Origin of the sequence: Nocardioides albidus, assembly GCF_006335005.1 — a bacterium.
In the GTDB taxonomy this organism is placed as follows: domain Bacteria; phylum Actinomycetota; class Actinomycetes; order Propionibacteriales; family Nocardioidaceae; genus Nocardioides; species Nocardioides albidus.
Genome location: NZ_VDMP01000027.1, coordinates 524,058 through 549,068, shown reverse-complemented (window position 1 = coordinate 549,068; position 25,011 = coordinate 524,058). Strand labels below are relative to the sequence as shown.

The following is a 25,011-nucleotide window of genomic DNA, read 5'->3' as shown; positions in this document are numbered from 1 at the left end:
CTCCCACGCTCCCCGCAACGTGCGGAAAAGCAGGAGCGCCCCGCTGCCGAAGCAGCGGGGCGCTCCCCGAAGCAGGTCAGATCACTTGGTGATCTTCGTGACCCGGCCGGCGCCGACGGTGCGGCCACCCTCGCGGATCGCGAACTTCAGACCCTCGTCCATGGCGATCGGCTGGATGAGCTCGACCGACATGTCGGTGTTGTCGCCCGGCATGACCATCTCCGTGCCCTCGGGGAGGGTCACGACGCCGGTCACGTCGGTGGTCCGGAAGTAGAACTGCGGACGGTAGTTGTTGAAGAACGGCGTGTGGCGGCCGCCCTCCTCCTTCGAGAGGATGTAGACGCTGGCCTCGAAGTTGGTGTGCGGGGTGGTGGTCCCCGGCTTCACCACGACCATGCCGCGCTCGACGTCCTCGCGCTTGGTGCCGCGAAGCAGCAGACCGACGTTCTCACCGGCCTGGCCCTCGTCGAGCAGCTTGCGGAACATCTCGACACCGGTGACGGTGGTCTTCTGCGAGCCCTCGCGGATGCCGATGATCTCGACCTCCTCGTTGACCTTGACGATGCCGCGCTCGATACGACCGGTGATGACGGTGCCACGACCGGTGATCGTGAAGACGTCCTCGACGGGCATGAGGAAGGGCTTGTCGACCTCACGCTCGGGCTGCGGGATGTACTCGTCGACGGCCGACATGAGCTCGAGGACCGACTGGCCCCACTTCTCGTCGCCGTTGAGCGCCGGGAAGGCGGCAACGCGCACGACCGGAACGTCGTCGCCCGGGTACTCGTACTCGGAGAGGAGCTCGCGCACCTCCATCTCGACGAGCTCGATGAGCTCGTCGTCGTCGACCATGTCGCACTTGTTGAGCGCGACGACCAGGGCGGGGACGCCGACCTGGCGGGCGAGCAGCACGTGCTCACGGGTCTGCGGCATCGGGCCGTCGGTCGCGGCGACCACCAGGATCGCGCCGTCCATCTGGGCGGCACCGGTGATCATGTTCTTGATGTAGTCCGCGTGACCGGGGCAGTCGACGTGCGCGTAGTGGCGCGCCTCGGTCTGGTACTCGATGTGCGCGATCGAGATCGTGATGCCGCGCTGCCGCTCCTCGGGAGCCTTGTCGATCTGGTCGAACGGCGAGGCCTCGTTGAGGTCAGGGTACGCGTCGTGCAGGACCTTCGAGATGGCCGCGGTCAGCGTGGTCTTGCCGTGGTCGATGTGACCGATCGTACCGATGTTGACGTGCGGCTTGGTCCGCTCGAACTTCGCCTTAGCCACTGGGGCTCCTCCTGGTGTGTTGTTACTTGACTCGTACTAATGGGATGTTGCCGAGGGCCTGCGTTGAGTCCCGGGGTCTCCGGGGACACGGGGGCCGGAGCCCCCGTGTGGTCACTCGCCGCGCGCCTTCTTGATGATCTCGTCGGCGATGTTCGTGGGAACCTCGGCGTACGAGTCGAACTCCATCGAGTACGACGCCTGACCGGAGGTCTTGGACCTCAGGTCGCCAACGTACCCGAACATCTCGGACAGCGGCACGAGGGCGCTGACGACGATGTCGCCGTGACGCTCCTCCTGCGCGCGGATCTGACCGCGACGGCTGTTGATGTCACCGATGACCGTGCCGAGGAAGTCCTCGGGGGTGGTCACCTCGACGGCGAACACGGGCTCGAGGAGGACCGGGCGCGCCTGGCGAGCGGCCTCCTTGAACGCCTGGATGCCGGCGATCTTGAACGCGAGCTCGGACGAGTCGACGTCGTGGTAGGCGCCGTCCTCGAGCGAGACCTTCACGTCGACCATCGGGTAGCCGGCGAGGACGCCGAACTCCATGGCCTCCTGGGCACCGTTGTCGACCGAGGGGATGTACTCGCGCGGAACGCGACCACCGGTCACGTTGTTCGAGAACTCGTATCCAGCGCCGAGACCGGTCTCCGGGTCGACGTTGGGCTCGATCGAGATGATGACCTTCGCGAACTGGCCCGAGCCACCGGTCTGCTTCTTGTGCGTGTAGCTGTGGTTCGCGACCTTGCTGCGGATGGTCTCGCGGTAGGCGACCTGCGGCTTGCCGACGGTGGCCTCGACCTTGAACTCGCGCTTCATCCGGTCGACGCGGATCTCCAGGTGGAGCTCGCCCATGCCCGAGATGATGGTCTGGCCGGTCTCCTCGTCGGTCTTGACGACGAAGGTCGGGTCCTCCTCGGCGAGACGCTGGATCGCGACGCCGAGCTTCTCCTGGTCGCTCTTGGTCTTCGGCTCGATGGCCACCGAGATCACGGGGGCCGGGAAGGTCATCGACTCCAGCACGACCGGCTTGGACGCGTCGGCGAGCGTGTGCCCGGTCCGGGTGTCCTTGAGGCCCATGACGGCGACGATCTGGCCGGCGCCGACCGACGCGATCTCCTCACGCTTGTTGGCGTGCATCTGGTAGACCTTGCCGATCCGCTCCTTGCGGCCGTTGCTCGAGTTGAGCACGGTGCCGCCGGCCTCGAGCTTGCCCGAGTAGACGCGCACGAAGGTCAGCTTGCCCAGGTGGGGGTCGGCCGCGATCTTGAATGCGAGCGCGGACAGCGGCTCGTCGACCGACGGCTTGCGGAGGATCTCGGTCTCCTCGTCGCCCGGCTTGTGGCCGACGATGCCCTCGACGTCGAGCGGCGAGGGGAGGTAGTCGACGATCGCGTCGAGCAGGGGCTGGACGCCCTTGTTCTTGAACGCGGTGCCGGTGAGGATCGGGTTGACCTTGTCGGCCAGGGTCGCGCGACGGATGGCGGCCTTGAGGGTCGGCACGTCGAACGTGTCGCCGTCCTCGAGGTAGGTCTCCATGATGTCGTCGTCGGCCTCGGCGAGGGTCTCGACGAGCTTCTCGCGGTACTCGGCGGCCTTGTCGGCCAGGTCCGCGGGGATCTCCTCGACGACGTAGTCCTCGCCCTGCTGGGTCTCGCCGCGCCACACCTTGGCGTTCATCTCGACCAGGTCGACGACGCCGATGAAGTCGCCCTCGGCGCCGATCGGGATCTGCAGGACCAGCGGGGTCGAGTTGAGCTTCTGCACGATCGAGTCGACGACGCGGTAGAAGTCCGCACCGGTCCGGTCGAGCTTGTTGACGAAGCACATCCGCGGGACGGCGTACTTGTTGGCCTGGCGCCACACCGTCTGCGACTGGGGCTCCACACCGGCGACACCGTCGAAGACCGCGACGGCGCCGTCGAGGACGCGCAGCGAGCGCTCGACCTCGACGGTGAAGTCGACGTGGCCGGGGGTGTCGATGATGTTGATCTGGTGCTTCTTCCACCAGCAGGTCGTCGCGGCGGACGTGATCGTGATGCCGCGCTCCTGCTCCTGCTCCATCCAGTCCATCGTGGCGCCGCCGTCGTGGACCTCACCGATCTTGTAGGTGATGCCGGTGTAGAACAGGATGCGCTCGGTGGTGGTGGTCTTGCCGGCGTCGATGTGCGCCATGATGCCGATGTTGCGGACGGCGTTCAGGTCCGTCGTGATGTCGACTGCCACGTGAGTCAGCGTTCCTTAGGTAAGGGGAATGAACCGGTGGTGCCGGAGCGGGCGCCGCGGTGGCGGGCCCGCTCCGACGACGTCACCAGCGGTAGTGGGCGAAGGCCTTGTTCGACTCGGCCATCTTGTGGGTGTCCTCGCGCTTCTTCACCGCGGCACCGAGGCCGTTGGCAGCGTCGAGGATCTCGTTCTGCAGGCGCTCGGCCATGGTCTTCTCGCGACGCTCCTGGGCGTAGCCGACCAGCCAGCGCAGCGACAGCGTGGTGCCGCGGTTGCCCTTGACCTCGATCGGGACCTGGTAGGTCGCACCGCCGACGCGGCGGGACTTGACCTCGAGCGCGGGGCGCACGTTGTCGAGCGCACGCTTGAGGGTGATGACCGGGTCGGTGCCGGTCTTCTCACGGGTGCCCTCGAGTGCGGCGTAGACGATCCGCTGAGCAACCTGCTTCTTGCCGTCCTGCAGCACCTTCGAGACCAGCTGGCTCACCAGCTGCGAGCCGTAGACCGGGTCGACGTCGATGGGGCGCTTCGGAGCGGGGCCCTTGCGCGGCATGTCAGCTCTTCTCCTTCTTGGCGCCGTAGCGGCTGCGAGCCTGCTTACGGTTCTTCACGGCCTGGGTGTCGAGCGCGCCGCGGATGACCTTGTAGCGAACACCGGGCAGGTCCTTCACACGACCGCCGCGGACGAGCACGATCGAGTGCTCCTGCAGGTTGTGACCCTCGCCCGGGATGTAGGCGGTGACCTCGACGCCGCTGCTCAGGCGCACGCGGGCGACCTTGCGCAGGGCGGAGTTCGGCTTCTTCGGGGTGGTGGTGTAGACGCGGGTGCACACACCGCGTCGCTGGGGCGAACCCTTCAGGGCAGGCGTCTTGGTCTTCGACACCTTGTCCTGGCGGCCCTTGCGGACCAACTGATTGATGGTGGGCACCTGGTGGTTCCCTTTCGGTTTCGTTCTCACGGCCTGACACGGTGCCTGGCTCGGGGTGGTTCGGTGATGCTGTGCCGGGAGTGCTCCCCCGCTCACCACGCCCGTGAGGGGCAGCCGGTGGGAGGGCATGCTCGACGTGCCGGGTGGCCCCAGACACGAAGTTCGAGATTACCGGCCGCCCCGAAGGCGGGTCAAAATGCCGCGTGCCCGCGCGAGCGCGCCGGGTCAGGTCAGCCAGCGCGTGATCGGGTCGATCGCGAAGTAGACCACGAACAGCACGGCGACGATCCACAGCAGCGGGTGCAGCTCGCGGGCCTTGCCGCGGACCACCTTGAGGAAGGCGTAGGCGATGAAGCCGGCCCCGATCCCGGCCGTGATCGAGTAGGTGAACGGCATCAGCACGATGGTCAGGAAGGCCGGGATCGCGATCTCGACGTCGTCCCAGGCGATGCCGGTGATCTGCTGCATCATCAAGAACCCGACCAGGACCAGGGCGGGCACCGCGGCCTCCGACGGGATCATCGCGACCAGGGGCGAGAGGAAGATCGTCGCCAGGAAGAGCACGCCGGTGACCACGGAGGCCAGGCCGGTGCGCGCGCCCTCGCCGACGCCCGAGGCCGACTCGATGTACGACGTGTTCGACGAGACGCCGGCCGCGCCGCCGGCGATCGCCGCGACGGAGTCGACGACGAGGATCCGCTCGGCGTTCGGCGGCATGCCCTCCTCGTCGAGCAACTTGGCCTCCGCGCCGATCGCGGTCATGGTGCCCATGGTGTCGAAGAAGTCGGCCAGCATGAGCGAGAAGACCAGCAGCAGCACGGTGACCACGCCGACCTTGTCCCACGAGCCCAGCAGGTCGAACTCCCCGAGCGTGCCGAAGTCGGGCGCGTGGAAGCTCTCGGGCCACGCCGGCACCGTGAGCGCCCAGCCGCCCGCCTTCTCGGCCGAGGAGCCGAGGTCGCCGACGGCCTCGACCACCACCGCGACGGCGGTCATCACGACGATCGAGACCAGGATCGCGCCCCGCACCTTGCGCACCCACAGGGCCAGCATCAGCAGCAGGCCGACCACGAACACGAGCACCGGCCAGCCGTTGAGGTTGCCGTCGGCGCCGAGCTGGACCGGGACGGTGGTGCCGGCGGCGTCGGGGATCCGCTTCACCACGCCGGCGTCGACGAAGCCGATCAGGGCGATGAACAGCCCGATGCCGACCGAGATGGCGACCTTCAGCTGAGCAGGCACGGCGCGGAAGACGGCCGCCCGGAAGCCGGTCAGGACCAGCACGAGGATGAGGAGGCCCTCGATCACCACCAGGCCCATCGCGTCGGCCCAGGTCATCCGGCTGGCGACCGCGAAGGCGAGGAACGCGTTGAGCCCCAGGCCGGTGGCCAGCGCCAGCGGATAGTTGGCCACGACGCCCATCAGGATGGTCAGCACGCCCGCGACCAACGCCGTGCCCGCGGCGATCGCGGGCAGGTTCGGTGCGGCGCCGCCGCCGAGGTAGTTGCCGTCGACATCGGTGGCGTAGCCCAGGATGAGCGGGTTCAGCACGACGATGTAGGCCATCGTGAAGAACGTGACCACGCCTCCGCGAACCTCCTGGCCGAGGCTGGAGCCTCGCTCGGAGACGCAGAAGAAGCGGTCGATCGGGTTCGCGGAGGCGCGGGAGTCGGCCGAGTTCACAGCGGAAGCATGGCAGGCTCCGCCGCCGGAGCGACACCGGCCTTCGCTCCCGCCAGCCTGCGCACCACGACGGCGAGGCCGACGCCGACCAGAACCAGCACTCCCCCGGCGACCAGCGTCCACCGGGCGCCGAACTGCTCCCCGATCCAGCCGATGAGCGGCGAGCCCAGGGGCGTGCCGCCCATCACGATCGTCATGTAGATCGCCATCACCCGCCCGCGCAGCGCCGGCGCCGACTCGGTCTGCAGGAGGGCGTTGCAGGAGTTGAGCACCGTGATGACGGAGAAGCCGAGCACGGGGCACAGCAGCACGAAGGTGAGGTACGTCGGCATCAGCCCGGCCGCGATCTCGACCACGCCGAACACCACGGCGGCGCCCATGAGCAGCCGGACCCGGACGCGGGAGCGTCCGGCGGCGACGAGTGCGCCGGTGAGCGAGCCGATGGCGAGCACGGAGCCGAGGACGCCGTACTCCTCCGCGCCCTTGCCGAAGACCTCGGTGGCCATCAGCGCCGAGGTGATCTGGAAGTTCATCCCGAAGGTGCCGACGAAGAAGACGAGCACGAGGATCATCAGCATCTTCGGCTGTCCGCGGAGGTAGGCGACGCCCTCGCGGAGCATCCCCGGGGTGCGACCGGAGGGGCGGGGCGAGTGGAGGGCGTCCTCGTCCATCCGGCGCAGCTGGCCGATCACGGCGAGGTAGGACAGGGCGTTGGCGAGGATGACCCATCCGGTGGCGCGCATGCCGCCTCCGCCGAGGCCGATGAGCAGGCCGGCGAGGCCGGGACCGACGAGGCGGGCGGTGTTGAAGGCGGCCGAGTTGAGGCTCACCGCGTTGGCGACGTCGTCGACGCCCACCAGCTCGGAGACGAAGGCCTGCCGCGCGGGGCCGTCGAACGCGGCGCCGATGCCGAAGACGAAGGCGATGAGGTAGACGTGCCAGGTCTCGGCGACGCCGAGCGCGGCGATCACGCCGAGCGCGAGCGAGGCGAGCGCCATGACCGCCTGCGTGATCTGCAGCAGGACGCGCTTGGGGATGCGGTCGGCCAGCACGCCGGCGTACGGGGAGAGCAGCAGGACCGGCAGGAACTGCAGGCCGGTCGTGATGCCGAGCGCGGCGCCGCCGTTGCCGGGGATGGTCAGGACCAGCCAGTCCTGGGCGACGCGCTGCATCCAGGTGCCGACGTTGGAGACGAGGCTGCCGGCGAAGTACAGCCGGTAGTTCGGGTGGGACAGGGAGCGGAATCGGGGGCTCGTGGGATCTCCTTCGGGTCGCTGCCGGTGGTGGGTGCTCGCGGGGGCTCAGCCAGGAATCACTCGGACTCGGCGAGGCGTTGCAGGATCGGCGCGGCTCGGCGCAGCACGTCGCGATCCTCGGCGCTCAGCTCCTCGAGGCGGCGCGAGAGCCACCGGTCGCGTCGCGTCAGGTCGGCGGCGACGACCGCGCGGCCCTCGTCGGTGACGCGGACGACGACCTGGCGGCCGTCGCTGGGGTGGGCGCACCGCTCGACGAGTCCGGCGTCGGCGAGCGCGGTCACGGTGCGGGTCATGCTCGGCGGCTGCACCTGCTCGCGGGCCGCGAGCGCACCGACCGCGAGCTCGCCGTGGCGGTGGAGCGCGTGGAGCACGGCCATCGAGGAGACGCTGAGGTCGTTGTCCGGGTGGCGCTCGCGCGCCAGGCGCCGGCGCAGCCGCATGACCGCGAACCGGAGCTCGCTGGCAAGGCCCGCGTCGGTTCGCACGTGCAACTCCCGAGTCGGCATATCGTTAGCATAAGTCATTACCTTCGGTAAGTATTCCGGCCGGCGGTAGCATGAGGGCGTGGAGCTCCGTGACGACCAGCCGACCCAGCACGAGATCGGCAACCGGACCTACCTGATCGCACCCGTCGAGCCGCTCGACGTCGACGGCGTGCGGACGGTCCAGGTCGGCACCGGACTCTTCCTCCTCGCCTTCATCGGGCTGCTGCCGTTCTACGGACGCCTCGAGGAGGACGGCCACACCTGGCTGCTCTGGATGTGCCTCACCGGCGTCGGCCTCGGCCTGCTGGGCTCGGAGTACTGCAAGCGCCGGCGCCAGGTCCGCGCCGAGCGCGAGCGCGACACCGATGGGTGACGCCCCTCCCCTGCCGCCGACGCGGTGGGCGCTGGGTGGCTCGAGGACCAGCGGGTACGGCGACCGGTTCGCCGAGCTGATCGCGGAGGGCGCCGACGTGGTCGGTGAGGCGCGGCTCGCCGACGCCCTGGTCCCGCGGGGCGCGGCGATCCTCGACGCCGGCTCCGGCATGGGGCGCATCGGCGCCCACCTCCTCGCCCAGGGCCACCGGGTCACCGCCGCCGAGCCCGACCCGGTCCTCGTCGAGCAGTCCCGCCGACTGTGGCCCGAGCTGGAGGTGCTGCCGCTCGAGATCCTCGCGCTGACGTCCGATGCGCTCACCTCCGCCGCCGCGCCGACGGCCTACGACCTCGTCGTGTGCGTCGGCAACGTGCTCACCTTCGTCGCCGAGGGCACCGAGGTCGCCGTCCTGCGACGCCTCGGCTCCCTGCTCGCCCCCGGCGGGCGGATCCTCGTCGGCTTCCACCTGCAGGAGGGGCCGACGACCGCGCGGGAGTACGCCCCCGAGGAGTTCCTCGCCGACGTCGAGGAGGCCGGGCTGGTCGTCCAGCACCGGTTCGGCGGCTACGACCTGCGCCCGGTCGACGACCTCTACTGCGTGGCGATCCTGGCCCGAGCCTGACCCGCGAAGCCACCCAGGCGTCGCGCGCCGACAGGCTCGCCGGCAGGCGGGCGCAACCACCTACCGGACTCGAGTGCGCTCGCGCCATCCAACAACGCGCTCGCGCCACGGAAGCCGTCGCGTCGGTCATCGCGGGAAGCGAGGGCGACGGAGCGTAGGGAGCGAGGGACGAGCGACCGGAGCGAAGGAGCCGAGCCTTTCCGCGAGCCGACACTGTGGCCGCCGGACCAACGCAACCATCTACCGGACTCGACTGCGCTCGCGCCATCCCACCCCACGCGTCGGTCATCGCGGGAATCGACGGCGACGCAGCGCAGGGAGCGACGAAGGAGCGACCGGAGCGAAGGAGCCGAGCTTTCCGCGAGCCGACACGGTGGCCGCCAGGCGGACGGAACCACCTACGAAAGCCAACTGCGCGCGCGGCAGCGCGGCGGAGCGAAGCGACGCCGCGCTCGCGCCATCCCACCCCACGCGTCGGGCATCGCGGGAAGCGACGGCGACCCAGCGCAGGGAGCGACGAAGGAGCGACCGGAGCGAAGGAGCCGAGTTTTCCGCGAGCCGACACGGTGGCCGCCAGGCGGACGGAACCACCTACGAAAGCCAACTGCGTGCGCGGCAGCGCGGCGCGAGGAACGAGCGACGCGCTCGCGCCATCCAACTCAGAATGTCTCGAGGTCGTCGAGCGAGATGGTGTCGATGACGGGCGGCGCGGGCGGCTGGGGCTGCTGACGCTTGGTCAGCCGCACCTCGGAGTGGGCGCCGCAGCCGTGCTGGTGGGCCACGACGCGGCCGTCGTCGTTGGCGTCGCCGTTGGCGCAGACCCCGAACAGCTCCGAGAGCGGCCCGTTGAGCCGGACGAGGAAGCCGCACGAGTAGCACTGCTGCGGCGCGGACTTGGCGATCGGGGCGTCGGGGCCGGGCTCGCCGTCGTACCAGCGCTCGGCGGCGGCGGCGCGTCCCTCCGGCGAGAGCACGCGCACCCGGCCCAGACCGAGGTCCTTGGCTACCTGGCGGATCTGTGCCTTCTCGTCGGTGTCGAGCGGGTCGTCGCCGAAGGAGTACGTCGGCACCAGCCGCGGGTCGTCGTCGGCGACGGGCAGCAGATCACCGGGCGACATGTCGCCGGGGCGCAGCCGCTCGCGGTAGGGGACCCAGGGCGGAGCGACGATCGCGTCGGATCCGGGCAGGAGGACGACCTCGACGACGGTGACCTTGCGCTGCCGCGAGGCGCGGGTCAGGGTGACCGCCCAGTGCCAGCCGCGGTAGCCCTTGCTGGTGCACTCGAACAGGTGGGTGACGACCCGGAGGCCGTCGACCTGGTAGCCGGAGTGCTCGCCCACGTCGGCGGCGTCGACCTCCTCGAGCAGCGCAGCGCGGGCCGCGTCGACGGCTTCGGCGGTGGCGGCGTCGGTCAGCTTGCGCTCCAGGATGGACACCGGCACAGCATCCCCCATGCCGGCGCGGATCGTCACGTCGGGGCAGGCAAGATAGACGCGTGACCACCGACGGCTCCGATCCGCGCCCTCCGGCCAGCCCGCCGGACGCCGACGACGGCGGGAGTCCCCAGCTGACGGAGACCGGCTCGATGCGAGCGGTCGGGGCCGGCATCGGCACCGGCGCCAAGGCCACGGCACGGGGGCTCAAGGGATTCGCGACCGTGACCGGGCGCGCGGGCCGGGCGACCTTCCGCCAGGCGCGGCGCGCGGCGGGCGCCCAGGGCGCGGAGCGCTCGGGGCTCAACCGCCTGATCGAGCTGCACGCCTGCAACGCCGCCGGTGACTCGGCCTTCGCGATCGCCCTCGCGGGCACGGTGTTCTTCGCCGGCGCCACCAGCGGCGAGCGCGGCCCCGTGCTGCTGTTCCTGGGCCTGACCATGGTCCCGTTCGCCATCGTCGCCCCGCTGATCGGCCCGTTCCTCGACCGGTTCAGCCACGGCCGGCGCTGGGCGATCGGCGCCACCTTCGCGCTGCGCGCCTTCCTGTGCTGGGTGCTGGCCGGCACCCTGGGCGACGGATCGCCGTGGTTCTACGTCGCCGCGCTCGGCGTCCTCGTCTCCTCCAAGGCGTACGGCGTCGCGAAGGCGGCCGCCGTGCCGCGCCTCCTCCCCTCCGAGATCACGCTCGTCAAGGCCAACGGCCGGGTCGCGCTTGCCGGGGTGGTCGGCGCCTGCGTCTCGGGGCCGCTCGCCGGAGCGGCGTACTGGATCGGTCCGGAGTGGGCGTGCCGCTACGCGTTCGTGGTGTTCACCGTCGGCACCATCGCCGCCATCCTGCTCCCCAGCCGCGTCGACTCCTCGACGGGCGAGGAGTCGCTCGGGGGGCCGGGCGCCGGGCCGCGGCGCAGCGGTCTCCCGCCACGGGTCGCCTTCGCGCTGCGGGCCAACTGCGGACCCCGACTGCTCTCGGGCTTCCTCACCATGTTCATGACGTTCGTGCTCGCGACCGAGCCGCTCGACGGCTGGGAGAGCAAGACCCGCTCCACGCTGCTGGTCGGTCTGGTCATCGGCGCCGCCGGACTGGGCAACACGATCGGGATCGTGGTCGCCTCGCTCGCCCGCAGGATCAACCCGGCCGTCATGGTCGTGGTGGCTCTGGTCGCCGACATCGTCGCGTTGGTGCTGGCGACGGTGCTCTACAGCCTGCTCCCCCTGCTGGCGCTGGGACTGACGGTCGGGCTGATGCAGTACCTCGCGAAGGTGTCGCTCGACTCGACGATCCAGAGCGGCGTGCCGGTGCGCGCACACGCCAGCGCCTTCGCCAAGGGCGACACGACCCTGCAGCTGGCCTGGGTGTTCGGCGGCTTCCTCGGCGTCGTGATGTCCTACCCCGCCGTCAACGGCGTGGGGCTGGCGTTCGCCGCCGTGCTGCTGACCGCGTGGGCGGTGTTCGTGCTCCGCAGCGCGCCGGACCGGAAGGCGTCGAGGCCGGCGCCGACCGGTTGAGTCCGAGCCCGGCTCAGGACTCCAGCTCGTCGGCGAGCGCGCGCAGCAGCTTGGCCACGGGCTGCGCCGTACGACGGTCGGGGTGACGGCCGTGGCGGTAGGCCTCGCCGACGCCGTCGAGCAGGCGGATCAGGTCCTCGACGATCGGGACCATCTCCTCGGGCTTCTTGCGCTTGGCCTGCTGCTGGTTGCGCGAGACCGAGGCGGGGGCGTCGAGGACGCGGACCTGCAGGGCCTGCTCGCCGCGCCGGCCCTGGGCGATGCCGAACTCGACGCGGGTGCCCGCCTTGAGGGTGGTCACGCCCTCGGGCAGCGCGTCGGCGCGGACGTAGACGTCCTCGCCTCCCTGCTGGGAGAGGAAGCCGAAGCCCTTCTCCGCGTCGTACCACTTCACCTTGCCAGTCGGCACGGGTCGGCCCAACCTCTCTCGTCGTACGCCTGCGCCCGGGTGGGCGCACGCGCGGCCATCGTAGTGTCCGGGCCGCCTCCTATTCTCACCGGCGTGACCACCGCATCGACTCCGCCCGCGCAGCCGGCGCCGCCCCTGCCCCTCGCGACCGGGCGACTGGTGCTGCGCACCGTGCTCGCCTCGGACGGCGCGGCGATCGGCGCCTACTGCGCCGACCCGGAGGTCACCCGCTACCTGCCGTTCGCCGCACTGGACGCCGAGGGCCTGGCGGAGCGGATGGCACGGCTGGTGGCCGCGACGGCGCCGTCGGTGCCGGGCGAGAGTCTGTGCCTGGCGGTGCTGCACGACGACGTGCTCGTCGGCGACGTCATGCTGCGCCTCACCGACCGGCACGGTCCGCAGGACCCACCGGCGATCGGGGAGCTGGGCTGGGTGTTCTCACCGGAGTACGCCGGGCGCGGGTTCGCGACCGAGGCCGCGCGGGCGCTCGTCGACCTGGCGTTCACCCACTACCCGCTGCACCGGCTGATGGCGCGGCTCGATCCCCGCAACGTCGCCTCGGCGCGTCTGTGTGAGCGGCTGGGCATGACCCGCGAGGCGCACACCCGGGAGGACTACGCCGATCGCGACGGGACGTGGAGCGACACCGCGGTCTACGGGCTCCTGCGCCGCGAGTGGGCGGGCTCCTGAGGGTGCAGCGGCCTCACTCGGCGCGCTCGACCTTCATGGTGCGGTCGCCGAAGCGCACCTCGTCGCCGGGCAGCAGCGTGCTCGGCCGGCCCGGCGACAGGGAGCGCGACATCCCCTTGCGGATGACATAGGACCCGTTGGTCGAGCCCCGGTCCATCACCACGAGGGCGCCGTCGGGCGCGACCTGGAACTGCGCGTGGGTCTTGGAGAGCGACATGTCGGAGGAGCGGAGCGGGACGACGTGGCGCGCGTCCTCCCCCGGTCGCGGCTCCGGCCGCCGGCCGACGAGCGCGAGCCCCTCGACCACGAACGCCTCCCCCGTGTCGAAGGCCACCCGCCACCGCACGCTGGCGGGGGTGGCCGCGGCCGCGGGCTGGCTGCCCGGCTCGGGACGCAGTCGGGTCTGCTCCACGGGGACCCGGGCGGCGGGAGCGACGGCCGGCGCAGGAGTGGCGGCGGGAGCGGCGGCGGGAGCGGGGGCGGGAGCGAGCGGTGGAGTCGGAGCCGGAGTGGCCGCCGGGGGCGACACGGGGGGCGGCACCGCCGCCGGTGCCGCGGGCACGGCGGCCGGCACGGGGGTGGAGACGGGGGCCGGCACGGGGGTCGGCACGGGGGTGGGGACGGGGGTGGGGACGGGGGTGGGGACGGGGGTGGAGGTGGGCGTCGGGGTGGGGTCGGGCATCGGCGGGGTCGTGTGCTCCTCGACCGGCGACGGCAGCAGCCGCATCGCGGTCAGGTTCACGATCTGCTGCGGACGCTCGACCTCAGGGGCGGCCTCGACCTCCTGGGGACGCACGTCGACCACCATGGCGTCGCCGATCCGGTCGTGGAGCCCGCGGCGCTGCCGGTCGGGGTCCATGGCGGCGGTCCAGGCGAAGGTGGCCAGCCCGAGGCCCGCGGTGGGCAGACCGGCGAGGCCGAGGACGATCGCGCGCATCAGGCCGGCGCCGACGCCGACCGGTCGTCCCGTCGTACGCCGCACGACACGCAGCCCGGTGGCGGACTTGCCCGGTGTCAGACCGGTCGCGCCGACCAGGACGCCGAGCACCAGGCCGACCAACGCCGCGACGCCGAGGAAGGTGAGGACGACGACCATCCCGTCGTCGGGGTCGACGAAGCGCCACACCCCGAACGCCGCGGCTGCGGCGAGGCCCCAGCCGACCGCGCGGTCGATGACGAAGGCGGTGAACCGTCGCTCCATCTCCGCCGGTGGATGGGCACCGGCGTCGGCAGGCGGGGAGGGGACGTGGGTCATGCAGAGCGCTCCGAGTAGCGGGTCTCAGGTCAGGGACGGGTGACCTGGATGGTGATCCCGTCACCGAGGTTGATGGTCGCGCCGGGGATCAGCTGGACGGCGATGCCGGGCTTGAGGTCCTCAGGACCCAGCCCCGGCTGCACCAGGACGGTGCCGTTGGTCGAGCCCATGTCGGTCACGACCGCGGTGCCGAGGTCGGCACCCGTACCGGGGCGGACCTCGACGTGCGTGGAGGAGATCTCGTGGAGCCGGCTCGGCACCGTGACGAGCATCGGCTGCTCGGTCGAGGTGAACCGACGCGCCTCCGGCGCCCGGCCGATGAGGATGGCGCGGTCGACGATGACCGACTGGCCGTCGGAGACCAGCAGCTTGGCGACCGGCTGGGTCACCGGCGGCGCGGCCGGGGCACCCGGGACCGGAGGCACCAGCGGCGCGGGCGGCTCGCCGGCCCCCGCGACGGTGTGGCCGTCGTGCTCGACGCCGGGCGCCGGCGGGGTGATGCGCCCCACCGGCTCCCACGATCCGATGGGCAGCGGAGGCGCGTCGGGAGCGTCCGGCGCACCGGGGGCCGGGACCCCCGGGGGCGGGGGCGGCACCCATCCCGGAGGCGCGACGTCGGCCCCGTCGCCCGACGGCGCGGGCGGAGGTACGGCGGGCGTCGGCGGCTCGGCGGGTCGCTCGGCCTGGTCGGACTGGTCGGCCTGGTCGGACTGGTCGGCCTGGTCGGACTGGTCGGTGGGCGCCGGGGTGTCCCAGGGCGTGACCCAGCCGTCGGGGGCGGGCGTCGAAGGCGCATCGGCCACCGCCTCGTCCGTGCCCGTCTCGCCGTCCAGGTCGCCGTCCAGGTCGGCGTCCATGTCGAGGACCTCGGTGGCCGGGTCGTCGTCGAGGTGGGCGGCCTCCGTCGCCGCCGCGGCGTCCTCGTCAAGCGGGCTGGGCTCGTCGAGCGGGCTGGGCTCGTCGGACGGGCTGGGCTCGTCGGACGGGCTGGGCTCGTCGTCGGTCGGCAGCGCCGCCTCCGCGGGCTGCTCGTCGTCCTCGGGCTCCTCGTCGATCTGGGGCGGCTCGGGGACCTCGGGCACGTCGGGCATGTCCGGCACCGGCGGCACGCTCGGCGTCGGCGGCACCGGAGGCACCGTGGGCGCGTCGGGCAGGTCCGCGGCGAGGTGCGCACCACCGACCGCGGGCGGCAGGCCGGCGTCCGGCGCCGGGTCCTGGCCGGGCTCGTCGCCGGGTTCCTCCGCGGACTCGGCGACCCCCGCGGGGACGGGCGTCGCGGGGGCGGACGTCGCGGCGACGGCGGGGCGGTCGATCCGGCCCACCCTGACCAGACCGGTCAGGATCTGCAGGTCGCCTGGGGCCGTGTCGGCTCCGTCCTGCGAGCCGTCCTCGTCGGCGGGCAGCTCGATGCTGAGCGCGGTGACGTCGTCGAGGCTCCGCTCGACCCAGGTGTGGCTGGCGCCGCCGTCGACCGTGACGGTCTCGCCAGCGGCGGTGACGGTGGCGACCACGCCGGCGCCGCGCAGCAGCACCCGGGTCGGGCCCTCGTCGCTGCTGACCAGAGCGAACCCCGGGATCCGGCTCAGCCCGGAGGCGAGCAGCCCGTCGAGGACGTCGTCGAAGCCCGCACCCCCGTCGACCAGCGCCCAGAGGCGCACGACCTGCTCCTTCTGCGACGCGGGCAGCACGATCGCGGCCTCGGGTCCGAAGACCGCGAACCACGCACCGGTGCGGTAGGACCAGGCATCACCGCTCTGGGTCATGGGAGTGCCCCCAACTTCTGCTCCAGACTCAGCCGCTGCGCGTGCGAGTCGTACGGGTCGTCGTTCGCCAATCCCACCACATCGACCACGACCGCTGTCGCGTTGTCGTGCCCACCCGCGCTGACGGCGGCGGCGACGAGCGCGTCGGCGGCGTCGCGCGGGTCGTCGTACCCGGCGAGGATCGAGGCGATGGTCACGTCGTCCACCATGCCACTCACGCCGTCCGAGCACAGCAGCAGGCGCTCGGCCGCGGCGAGCGGCAGGAGGTAGTAGTCGGCGGCGCCGCTGACCGCGCCGGGCATCGCCGCACCGCCGAGGGCGCGGGTGATGACATTGCGGCTCGGATGGACCGCGGCGTCGTCGGCGGTGATCCGTCCGGCGTCGACGAGCTCCTGGACCAGGCTGTGGTCGACGCTGATCTGCTCGAGCTCGCCCTCGTTGTAGCGGTAGATCCGGGAGTCCCCGACGTTGGCGAGCAGCCAGTGCGGGCCGCCCGCGGACTGCACGAGGAGGGCGAGCACCACGGTGGTTCCGGCCGCGAAGGCCTCCCCGGCGCCGGCGGAGCGCTGCTCCTCGTCATAGGCGAGCAGGCGGTCCTGCGCGACCTGGAGCGCCGCGTCGACCGCCGCGGCTCCCTCCTCGAGGTCGTAGTCGCGGTGGGCGAGGCGGGCGAGCTCCTCGACGGCATAGGTGCTCGCCACGTCGCCACGGTCGTGCCCGCCCATGCCGTCGGCGACCACGAAGACGGGCGGGTCCGCCAAGAAGGCGTCCTCGTTGACCTCCCGGACCAGCCCGACATCGGTCGCGGCACCGTGGTGCAGCTCGACCCGGTTCATGCGCGGGGGCCCGCTGACGAGGACTCGTCTAGCGTTGAGGCCGTGGGAGCGGGACGGAGGGGACACCGGTCGTTGGCCGACCAGTTGCGGTCGTGGCCCGACGATCGGCTCCAGCGCCTGCTCACCGCACGTCCCGACCTGGCCACCCCTGCCCCTCACGACTTCGGACAACTCGCGTCCCGCGCTGCGGTGAGGAACTCGATCGCACGCGCGCTCGACGGCCTCACCCGAGGCGAGCTCTCGGTGCTTGATGCCCTCGTCGTCGCCGGTCAAACCACCGATCGCGAAGTCGCCGCGATCGTCCGCGCCGAGACGGGGTACGTCGAGGCGACGCTCGCCCGGCTGCGCGATCTCGCGCTCGCCTGGGACTCCCCCGAGGGGCTGCGCGCGCTCAGCGGCGTGGCCGACGCGATGATCGGCGGAGCGGACGCCGGCGTGAGCGGGCTGCGGCCACGGTCGTCGTCGGCCCGGCCCGCCGAGGAGATCGCCGAGGTCCTCGCATCGCTGCCGCCGGCCGCCCGGGCGATGCTCGACCACGTCATCACGGAGGGCGGCACAGCCAAGTCCGGCACCGTCCGGGTCGGCCTGCGCCCGGAGGACGCCGAGACCCCCGCCGAGCTCCTGGTCGCCCACCGTCTGCTCGTCCCGGGAGGCTCGCTCCTCCCCGGCCTGCTCGTCGTGCCCGGAGAGGTCGGCCTGGTCGTGCGCGGTGGCCGGACGACGACCGGCCCGGTCGACGAACCGCCCGCGGTGGCCGCCGAAGCGCGCTCCCCCCGGCTGGCGGCCAGCGCGGCCCTCGGCGCCGCCACCGACCTCGTACGACGCGTGGGCCTGCTCCTCGAGTGGTGGGGCGGCCGGCCCGCCGCCGCGCTGCGCACCACCGGCCTGGGCGTGCGGGAGCTGCGCGCCGCCGCGGCCCAGCTGCAGGTCGCCGAGCCCGAGGCGGCGCTGCTGGTCGAGCTCGCGCACGACGCGGGTCTGGCGGCGACGCGCGCCGACGCCGACGGCAACCCGGTGTGGGTGCCGACCACGGTGTTCGACGAGTGGGCCGAGCGCCCGGTCGCCGAGCGGTGGGCCGTGCTGGCCCGCGCGTGGCTGTCGAGCTCGCGGCTCCCCTCGCTGGTCGGCGAGCGGGGCCCGGACCAGAAGCCGTGGAACGCGCTCACCCCCGAGCTCTCGGCCTCCGGCATGCCGGAGGCCAAGGAGATGGCACTGCGGATCCTCGCCGACCTGCCGGAGGGGCACGGTCTCGCCGCCGGCACCGGTCTGCCCTCGCTCGTCGCGCGGGTCGCGTGGGAGCGCCCGCGCCGTCCCCGTACCCGCCCCGACCTGGTGGCGTGGGCGGTCGCCGAGGCCGCGGTCCTCGGACTCACCGGCGCGGACGTGCTGGCGCCGTACGCCCGACCGCTGCTGGAGGGACACGACCCCGCCCCGGTGCTGGCCGACCTGCTGCCTCCCCCGGTCGACCACGTGCTCGTCCAGGCCGACCTGACCGCCGTCGCCCCGGGGCCGCTGGAGCCGGACCTGGCGCGCCGCCTCCAGCAGGTCGCCGACGTCGAGTCGCACGGGGCCGCGACCGTCTACCGCTTCACCGCCGGCTCGGTACGCCGTGCGCTGGACGCCGGCTGGACGGCCGCCGAGCTGCACGCATTCGTGCTGGCGGCCTCGCGCACGCCCGTCCCGCAGCCGCTGAGCTACCTGATCGACGACGTGGTCCGCTCCTTCGGCCGGCTGCGGGTGGGGATGGCGTCCTCGTTCGTGCGCTCCGAGGACGAGGCCGCGCTCGCCGCCCTGGTCAACCACCCCAAGGCCCCCGGGCTCGGGCTCCAGCGGATCGCGCCCACGGTCCTCGTGTCCACGCAGCCGATCGACGTCCTCCTCCCGCGGCTGCGTGAGCTCGGACTGGCGCCCGTGGTCGAGGGCCCCGACGGCGTCGTCCGCGTCGGCGCCCCGGACGCACTGCGGGCCCGCCCGCCCCGGACCCGCGACCGCGCCGACGCCGCCCGGGCGGCCGCCCGGCAGGCGGCCCAGGCCGCCTCCGCCGTGGCGACGGTGCGCGAGGGCGACGAGGCGGCTCGCTCCCGGCCCGCCTCGGCCTCCGCCCCGGGTGGCGGGGTGCTCTCGGCCCTGCGCGACGCGATCGAGCGGGGCGGCGCCGTGCTCATCGCCTTCACCGACAACCAGGGCGTCGTCTCGGAGCGGACCGTCCGTCCCCTCGTGGTCGAGGGTGGCCAGCTCACCGCCCTCGACGCGGACGCCGGCGAGGACGACCCCGACGCGGAGCGCCGCTATGCCGTGCACCGGATCGGCAGGGTCATCCCGGTCGGGTAGCCGGCAGCGGCCGGCGGGCGCGGCAGCGCGGCGCGACGAAGGAGCGACGTCGGCCGTCGCGGGAAGCGTGGGCGACGGAGCGGGGAGAGCGACGGAGGAGCGACCGGAGCGCAGGAGCCGAGCTTTCCGCGAGCCGACGGTGTGGCCGCCAGGCGGACGGACCCACCTACCGGACTCGACCGCGTGCGCGGCAGCGCGGCGCGACGAAGGAGCGACGCGCTCGCGCGATTAGAGGAGCGACGTCGGTCGTCGCGGGAAGCGTGGGCGACGGAGCGGAGAGAGCGACGAAGGAGCGACCGGAGCGCAGGAGCCGAGGCTTTCCGCGAGCCGACGGTGTGGCCGCCAGGCGGACGGAACCACCTACCGGACTCGACCGCGTGCGCGGCAGCGCGGCGCGAGGTACGAGCGACGCGCTCGCGCCCTCCAACTAGACTCGTGCGGTGACAGACGGACCCCTGATCGTGCAGTCGGACAAGTCGCTGCTGCTGGAGGTCGACCACCCGCAGGCCGCCGAGTGCCGCAAGGCGATCGCACCTTTCGCCGAGCTGGAGCGCTCGCCGGAGCACATCCACACCTACCGGCTCACTCCGCTGGGGCTGTGGAACGCGCGGGCGGCCGGGCACGACGCGGAGCAGGTGGTCGACACGCTGCTGACCTGGTCGCGCTACCCGGTCCCGCATGCGCTGCTGGTCGACGTCGCCGAGACCATGGCCCGCTACGGGCGGCTCCGTCTGGAGAAGCACCCCGTGCACGGGCTCGTGCTCGCCTCGAGCGACCGGCCCGTGCTGGAGGAGGTGCTGCGCGCGAAGCGGATCTCCGGGATGCTCGGCGCCCGGCTCGACGACGACACCGTCGCGGTCCATCCCTCCGAGCGTGGCAACCTCAAGCAGGCCCTGCTCAAGCTGGGTTGGCCGGCCGAGGACTACGCCGGGTACGTCGATGGCGAGGCTCACGCGATCGACCTGGCCGAGGAGGGCTGGACGCTGCGCGACTACCAGCGCGACGCGGCCGAGTCGTTCTGGCACGGCGGCTCCGGCGTGGTGGTCCTGCCCTGCGGGGCGGGCAAGACCCTGGTCGGCGCGGCCGCGATGGCGCACGCCAAGGCGACCACGCTCATCCTGGTCACCAACACCGTCAGCGCCCGGCAGTGGAAGGACGAGCTGGTTCGCCGTACGTCCCTGACCGAGGACGAGATCGGCGAGTACTCGGGCACCGTCAAGGAGATCCGGCCGGTCACCATCGCGACGTACCAGGTCGTCACCACCAAGCGGAAGGGTGTCTATCCGCACCTCGAGCTCTTCGACGCCCGCGACTGGGGCCTCATCGTGTACGACGAGGTGCACCTGCTGCCGGCGCCGATCTTCCGGATGACCGCGGACCTCCAGGCGCGCCGGCGGATCGGGCTGACCGCGACCCTGGTGCGCGAGGACGGGCGCGAGGGCGACGTGTTCTCCCTGATCGGGCCGAAGCGGTACGACGCCCCGTGGAAGGACATCGAGGCACAGGGCTGGATCGCCCCGGCCGACTGCATCGAGGTGCGCGTCTCGCTCCCCGACTCCGCGCGGATGACGTACGCGACCGCGGAGCCGGAGGAGAGGTACCGTCTCGCCGCCTGCACCCCGGAGAAGCTCGGTGTCGTGCGCGACCTCGTCACCCGCCACGCGGGTCAGCCGACGCTGGTGATCGGCCAGTACCTCGAGCAGCTCGACGAGCTCGCCGAGACGCTGGACGCTCCCGTCATCACCGGCCAGACCACGGTCAAGGAGCGCCAGCGGCTCTATGACGCCTTCCGGTCCGGGGAGGTCGGACTGCTGGTCGTGTCGAAGGGCGCCAACTTCTCCATCGACCTGCCGACCGCCGAGGTCGCGATCCAGGTGTCCGGGTCGTTCGGGTCACGCCAGGAGGAGGCCCAGCGGCTCGGACGGCTGCTGCGGCCGGGCGAGCCCGGGCCCGACGGTGAGCGGAAGGTCGCGCACTTCTACACGATCGTCGCCCGCGACACCGTCGACGCCGAGTTCGCCCAGAACCGGCAGCGCTTCCTCGCCGAGCAGGGCTATGCGTACCGGATCATCGACGCCGAGGACCTCGCCGGCGCCTGAGGGGGTGTCGGGCGGGGGCCCGCGTCATGTAACTCGGTGTTCGTGCAACTACCACGGTCTCCTGACCGGTCACGAGACCGTGGTAGACGACGGAACACCGAGTTACATGAGGCGGCGCCAGATCAGGCCGCGGCGGATCCCGCGTCCGCGGCGACGAGCGCGCGCTCGAGGATCTCGGTGACGGCACCGACCGGGGTCACGGTCAGCGCCGCGAGGATCTCGGCGGGGACGTCGTCGAGGTCGGGGCGGTTGCGCTCGGGGATGAACACCTCGGCGACACCGGCACGCTGGGCGGCGAGCAGCTTCTGCTTCACCCCGCCGATCGGCAGGACCCTGCCGGACAGCGTGACCTCGCCGGTCATCGCGATGTCGGAGCGCACCGGCCGCCCGGTCAGGAGCGACACGAGCGCGGTGACCATGGTGACGCCCGCGGACGGACCGTCCTTGGGTACGGCGCCCGCGGGGAAGTGCACGTGGATCGACCGCTCGAAGGCGGTGGCCGGGATGCCCAGCTCGGCGGCGTGCGAGCGCACCCACGACAGGGCGATCCGGGCGGACTCCTTCATCACGTCCCCGAGCTGGCCGGTCACCGTCAGGCCCGTCTCGCCGTCGGCGACCGAGGTCTCGACGTACAGCACGTCACCGCCCATGCCGGTGACCGCGAGTCCGGTGGCGACGCCGGGGACCGACGTGCGCTCCTCGAGGTCCGGGGTGAACCGCGGCCGCCCGATCAGGTCCTCGAGCTCGCCGACCACGATGTCGACGCGCTCCACCTCCCCCGACGCGAGCCGCGCGGTGACCTTGCGGAACGCCTTGGCGAGCAGCCGCTCGACCTGGCGCACACCGGCCTCGCGGGTGTAGTTCGCCGCGATCTCGCGCAGCGCCTCGTCGCTGATCGTCACCTCGTCGACCGACAGCGCGGCCCGCTCGAGCTGACGCGGGACCAGGAAGTCGCGCGCGATCGCGACCTTGTCCTCCTCGGTGTAGCCGTCGATGGCCACCAGCTCCATCCGGTCGAGCAACGCGGGCGGGATCGAGCCGATGTCGTTGGCCGTCGCGATGAACAGCACGTCGGACAGGTCGAGGTCGAGCTCGAGATAGTGATCGCGGAAGGTGTGGTTCTGCGCGGGGTCGAGCACCTCGAGCAGCGCCGCCGCCGGGTCGCCCCGGTAGTCGGATCCGACCTTGTCGACCTCGTCGAGCAGCACGACCGGGTTCATCGAGCCGGCCTCCTTGATCGCCCTCACGACGCGACCGGGCAGCGCGCCGACGTACGTGCGCCGGTGACCGCGGATCTCCGCCTCGTCGCGGACGCCGCCGAGGGCGACCCGGACGAACTTCCGGCCGAGCGCGCGGGCGACGGACTCGCCGAGGGAGGTCTTGCCGACGCCGGGAGGGCCGGCCAGCAGGACGACGGCGCCGGAGCCGCGCCCACCGACGACCTCGAGACCGCGCTCGGCGCGGCGCGCACGGACGGCGAGGTACTCGGTGATCCGGTCCTTCACCTCGTCCAGTCCGTGGTGGTCGGCGTCGAGCACCGTGCGGGCCGCGACGACGTCGGTGTCGTCCTCGGTCCGGACCGCCCAGGGCAGGTCCAGGACGGTGTCGAGCCAGGTGCGGATCCAGCCGGCCTCCGGGTTCTGGTCGCTGGCGCGCTCGAGCTTGTCGACCTCACGCAGCAGGGCCTCCCGGACGGCGTCGGGGACGTCGGCGGCCTCGATCCGGGCGCGGTAGTCGTCGCCACCCTCGGGGTCGCTCTCGCCGAGCTCCTTGCGGATCGCGGCGAGCTGCTGGCGCAACAGGAACTCCCGCTGCGACTTCTCCAGCGACTCCCGCACGTCCGCGTCGATCTTGTCGCTGACCTCGGACTCGGCGACGAAGTCGCGGGTCCACTCGAGCAGCAGGCGCAGCCGCTCGGCGACGAGTGGGGTCTCGAGGAGCTGGCGCTTGCGGTCGTCGGAGAGGTACGGCGCGTAGCCGGCTGTGTCGGCCAGGGCGGAGGGATCCTCGATCCGGGTCACCTGGTCGGCGACCTGCCAGGCCTCGCGCCGCTGCAGCAGGCCGACGACCAGCTTGCGGTAGTCCTCGGCCAGCCCGCGGACCACGTCGTCCACCACGCCCCCGTCGGCGGGATCGACCTCGACCCAGAGCGCCGCGCCGGGTCCGGTCACGCCGCTGCCGATGCGGGCCCGGCCGCCGGCCTTGAGCACCGCGGCGGGCTCGCCGCCGGAGAACCGGCCGACCTTCTCGACGCTCGCCACGACGCCGTAGGAGGCGTAGCGGTGGTCCTCGAGGCGGGGCGCGAGGAGGACCTGGGGGCTCTCACCGCTCTCGCGGGAGGCCAGCTGGGCGGCGTCGATGGCGGCTCGGGCGGGCTCGTCGAGCTCGACCCGCACGACCATCCCGGGGAGCACCACCACGTCGGAACAGAACAGCACCGGAAGCTGGATCGGGTTCGTCATGACCCTTCCAATGCCGGGCGGAACAGGGCTGTTCCGCCGTTCGCGGTCGGCGAACTCGGGAACCTTCCGCCGGAGTCAGTCGAGCAGACGCGCCGGGACGAGGGAGATGTCGTACGGCGCGGCGGCGGTCCACTCCTCGTCGCCCGCGACCAGCGCCGCCACCTCGTAGCGGCCGTCCCGCAACTCCCACGCGGTGAGGCTCGGGACCTCGGGGTCGAGGATCCAGTACGACGGCACGCCGGCCCGCTCGTAGATCCGTTTCTTGCGCACCTGGTCGCGGCCACGACTGCTCGGCGAGAGGATCTCGACGACCAGGAGCGGCGCGCCCGTCAGACCGCGCTGCTCGGGCCGGTCGCGCTCGACGACGAGAAGGTCGGGCTCGACCACGGACAGCTCCTCCACCTGCACGTCGAAGGGCGCAGCGAGGACGACGAGTCCCGTGGGGCATGCGAGCCGCAACGCGAAGTAGAGGTTGCCGGACGAGCGCTGGTGATCGAAGGAGGGCGACGGCGACATGACGATCTCACCCTCGAGCAGCTCGTAGCGGTTGCCGTCGTCGGGCATCCGGTCGAGATCCGCGCGGGTGTGGCCCGGGCCGAGGGTCGGAGTGGTCATGTCTCTCATCGTGCCTCCTCATGCCGAGAGCTCGCCAGCGCGCAGCCGCGCACGGTCGGCGGCCGATCGTCCCTGCGCCGCGCCCCACGCGTCGTACCTCCCGCCGATCGAGCGGTCCCGCAACCGGCCGCCGAAGAGCCGCTCGAACTCGTCGTCGACAACCCCGGCCCGCGACCTGAGCACCGGCAGGGAGCCGGAGGACGACGGGTCCGCCAGCACCGCCGCCTCCACTGCCGTCAGCCGCTCGCGGATCCGGGCGGCGAAGCCGAGGTGGAAGGACTGCCGGAAGGCACTGGACCGGACGCGATCACCGGCCCCGGCGTCCCGGGCGGCCGCGGCCAGCGCGTTGCCGGCCTGCACGAGCAGGGAGGTGAAGAGGACGTCGACGGCAGCGAGGTCCTCGGCGTGACCGACGACGGCGGCCAGACCGAGTCCGCCGAGCTCGACCGAGCGACAGCGGTTCGCCTGTGCGACGGCCGCGAGCAGCACGCCCTTGGCGCTCGCGTAGGGCGCCTCCAACGGGAGCCTGACCATGCTCGGGCGATCGTCCGCCAGGGGCCGGCCGTGGTCGAGGAGCCGCGCGCGGTCGACGGCGTGCCGCGCCATCAGCTGCTGAGCCTTGGCCGTCAGCGCCTCCGCCTCGGCCTCGAACACCGTCGACTCCGCCTTCGCCAGCAGCTTGCGGATCCGCTCCAGGACCGGGTCGGCCGTCGCCGGCCCACAGGGCGAGGCGACCTCCACCACCGACGGATCGGCCCCGG

Annotated in this window: 21 protein-coding genes; 6 read left to right on the top strand and 15 right to left on the bottom strand. The window is 72.5% G+C overall.

The window, feature by feature from the left end:
- Nucleotides 1-81: 81 nt before the first annotated feature.
- The 7 genes from tuf to FHP29_RS20970 form a co-directional block, all read right to left on the bottom strand.
- On the bottom strand, nt 82-1,275 hold the full coding sequence (gene tuf, locus FHP29_RS21000; protein ID WP_139624793.1) for an elongation factor Tu: 1,194 nt from the start codon (nt 1,273-1,275) through the stop codon (nt 82-84).
- 111 nt (nt 1,276-1,386) lie between these two features.
- Nucleotides 1,387-3,501, bottom strand: coding sequence for an elongation factor G (fusA, locus tag FHP29_RS20995; RefSeq protein ID WP_139624792.1), 2,115 nt, complete (start codon nt 3,499-3,501; stop codon nt 1,387-1,389).
- A gap of 82 nt (nt 3,502-3,583) precedes the next feature.
- Entirely contained in the window at nt 3,584-4,054 is a 471-nt protein-coding gene (gene rpsG / locus FHP29_RS20990; protein WP_139624791.1) for a 30S ribosomal protein S7, read from the bottom strand.
- Nucleotide 4,055: 1 nt separating this feature from the next.
- Nucleotides 4,056-4,430: a 30S ribosomal protein S12 gene (gene rpsL, locus FHP29_RS20985; protein ID WP_038677267.1), complete on the bottom strand. Its 375-nt coding sequence runs from the start codon at nt 4,428-4,430 to the stop codon at nt 4,056-4,058.
- Between the two features lie 225 nt (nt 4,431-4,655).
- Nucleotides 4,656-6,113: an NCS2 family permease gene (locus FHP29_RS20980; RefSeq protein ID WP_139624789.1), complete on the bottom strand. Its 1,458-nt coding sequence runs from the start codon at nt 6,111-6,113 to the stop codon at nt 4,656-4,658.
- Nucleotides 6,110-7,327, bottom strand: a complete 1,218-nt coding sequence (locus tag FHP29_RS20975; protein WP_240044667.1) for an MFS transporter — start codon at nt 7,325-7,327, stop codon at nt 6,110-6,112. The genes FHP29_RS20980 and FHP29_RS20975 overlap by 4 nt, the downstream gene beginning before the upstream one ends.
- 98 nt (nt 7,328-7,425) lie before the next feature.
- On the bottom strand, nt 7,426-7,875 hold the full coding sequence (locus FHP29_RS20970; RefSeq protein WP_240044646.1) for a MarR family transcriptional regulator: 450 nt from the start codon (nt 7,873-7,875) through the stop codon (nt 7,426-7,428).
- Nucleotides 7,876-7,933: 58 nt separating this feature from the next.
- Between FHP29_RS20970 and FHP29_RS20965 the strand changes: the two genes are divergently transcribed.
- Both FHP29_RS20965 and FHP29_RS20960 read left to right on the top strand, forming a co-directional pair.
- Nucleotides 7,934-8,227 carry a DUF2530 domain-containing protein gene (locus FHP29_RS20965; protein ID WP_240044645.1) on the top strand — a complete coding sequence of 98 codons (294 nt, stop codon included), beginning with the start codon at nt 7,934-7,936 and terminating at the stop codon, nt 8,225-8,227.
- Entirely contained in the window at nt 8,220-8,849 is a 630-nt protein-coding gene (locus FHP29_RS20960; RefSeq protein WP_139624784.1) for a class I SAM-dependent methyltransferase, read from the top strand. Before FHP29_RS20965 ends, FHP29_RS20960 begins: the two co-directional genes overlap by 8 nt.
- A gap of 659 nt (nt 8,850-9,508) precedes the next feature.
- On the opposite strand, the gene FHP29_RS20955 is transcribed toward FHP29_RS20960, so the two are convergent.
- Nucleotides 9,509-10,285, bottom strand: a complete 777-nt coding sequence (locus tag FHP29_RS20955; RefSeq protein WP_240044644.1) for a DUF3027 domain-containing protein — start codon at nt 10,283-10,285, stop codon at nt 9,509-9,511.
- 59 nt (nt 10,286-10,344) lie between these two features.
- Between FHP29_RS20955 and FHP29_RS20950 the strand changes: the two genes are divergently transcribed.
- Nucleotides 10,345-11,790, top strand: a complete 1,446-nt coding sequence (locus FHP29_RS20950) for an MFS transporter (protein ID WP_240044643.1) — start codon at nt 10,345-10,347, stop codon at nt 11,788-11,790.
- A 13-nt stretch (nt 11,791-11,803) separates the two neighbouring features.
- On the opposite strand, the gene FHP29_RS20945 is transcribed toward FHP29_RS20950, so the two are convergent.
- Nucleotides 11,804-12,199 carry a cold-shock protein gene (locus FHP29_RS20945; protein WP_139624783.1) on the bottom strand — a complete coding sequence of 132 codons (396 nt, stop codon included), beginning with the start codon at nt 12,197-12,199 and terminating at the stop codon, nt 11,804-11,806.
- Nucleotides 12,200-12,292: 93 nt separating this feature from the next.
- On the opposite strand from FHP29_RS20945, the gene FHP29_RS20940 reads away from it, so the two are divergent.
- Nucleotides 12,293-12,889 carry a GNAT family N-acetyltransferase gene (locus tag FHP29_RS20940; RefSeq protein WP_139624782.1) on the top strand — a complete coding sequence of 199 codons (597 nt, stop codon included), beginning with the start codon at nt 12,293-12,295 and terminating at the stop codon, nt 12,887-12,889.
- 13 nt (nt 12,890-12,902) lie between these two features.
- Here FHP29_RS20940 and FHP29_RS23170 read toward each other — a convergent pair whose 3' ends face one another.
- From FHP29_RS23170 to FHP29_RS20925, 3 genes are read right to left on the bottom strand one after another with little or no spacing between them, the layout of a single operon-like run.
- Entirely contained in the window at nt 12,903-14,144 is a 1,242-nt protein-coding gene (locus FHP29_RS23170) for an RDD family protein (RefSeq protein ID WP_139624781.1), read from the bottom strand.
- A gap of 29 nt (nt 14,145-14,173) precedes the next feature.
- Nucleotides 14,174-15,907 carry an FHA domain-containing protein gene (locus tag FHP29_RS20930; protein ID WP_139624779.1) on the bottom strand — a complete coding sequence of 578 codons (1,734 nt, stop codon included), beginning with the start codon at nt 15,905-15,907 and terminating at the stop codon, nt 14,174-14,176.
- A complete protein-coding gene (locus FHP29_RS20925) occupies nt 15,904-16,743 on the bottom strand; it encodes a PP2C family protein-serine/threonine phosphatase (protein WP_139624778.1) in 840 nt (279 codons plus the stop codon). Before FHP29_RS20925 ends, FHP29_RS20930 begins: the two co-directional genes overlap by 4 nt.
- Nucleotides 16,744-16,986: 243 nt before the next feature.
- Here FHP29_RS20925 and FHP29_RS20920 point away from each other — a divergent pair, with 243 nt between their 5' ends.
- Nucleotides 16,987-19,074, top strand: a complete 2,088-nt coding sequence (locus tag FHP29_RS20920) for a helicase-associated domain-containing protein (RefSeq protein WP_240044642.1) — start codon at nt 16,987-16,989, stop codon at nt 19,072-19,074.
- Nucleotides 19,075-19,514: 440 nt separating this feature from the next.
- Nucleotides 19,515-21,173: a DNA repair helicase XPB gene (locus FHP29_RS20915; RefSeq protein WP_139624776.1), complete on the top strand. Its 1,659-nt coding sequence runs from the start codon at nt 19,515-19,517 to the stop codon at nt 21,171-21,173.
- Between the two features lie 122 nt (nt 21,174-21,295).
- Here FHP29_RS20915 and lon read toward each other — a convergent pair whose 3' ends face one another.
- From lon to FHP29_RS20900, 3 genes are all read right to left on the bottom strand, one after another.
- Entirely contained in the window at nt 21,296-23,635 is a 2,340-nt protein-coding gene (gene lon / locus FHP29_RS20910) for an endopeptidase La (protein WP_139624775.1), read from the bottom strand.
- A 75-nt stretch (nt 23,636-23,710) separates the two neighbouring features.
- Nucleotides 23,711-24,250, bottom strand: a complete 540-nt coding sequence (locus tag FHP29_RS20905; RefSeq protein ID WP_240044641.1) for a Uma2 family endonuclease — start codon at nt 24,248-24,250, stop codon at nt 23,711-23,713.
- An 18-nt stretch (nt 24,251-24,268) separates the two neighbouring features.
- A partial coding sequence (locus FHP29_RS20900) for a DUF2786 domain-containing protein (RefSeq protein WP_139624773.1) occupies nt 24,269-25,011 on the bottom strand: 743 nt, incomplete at its 5' end.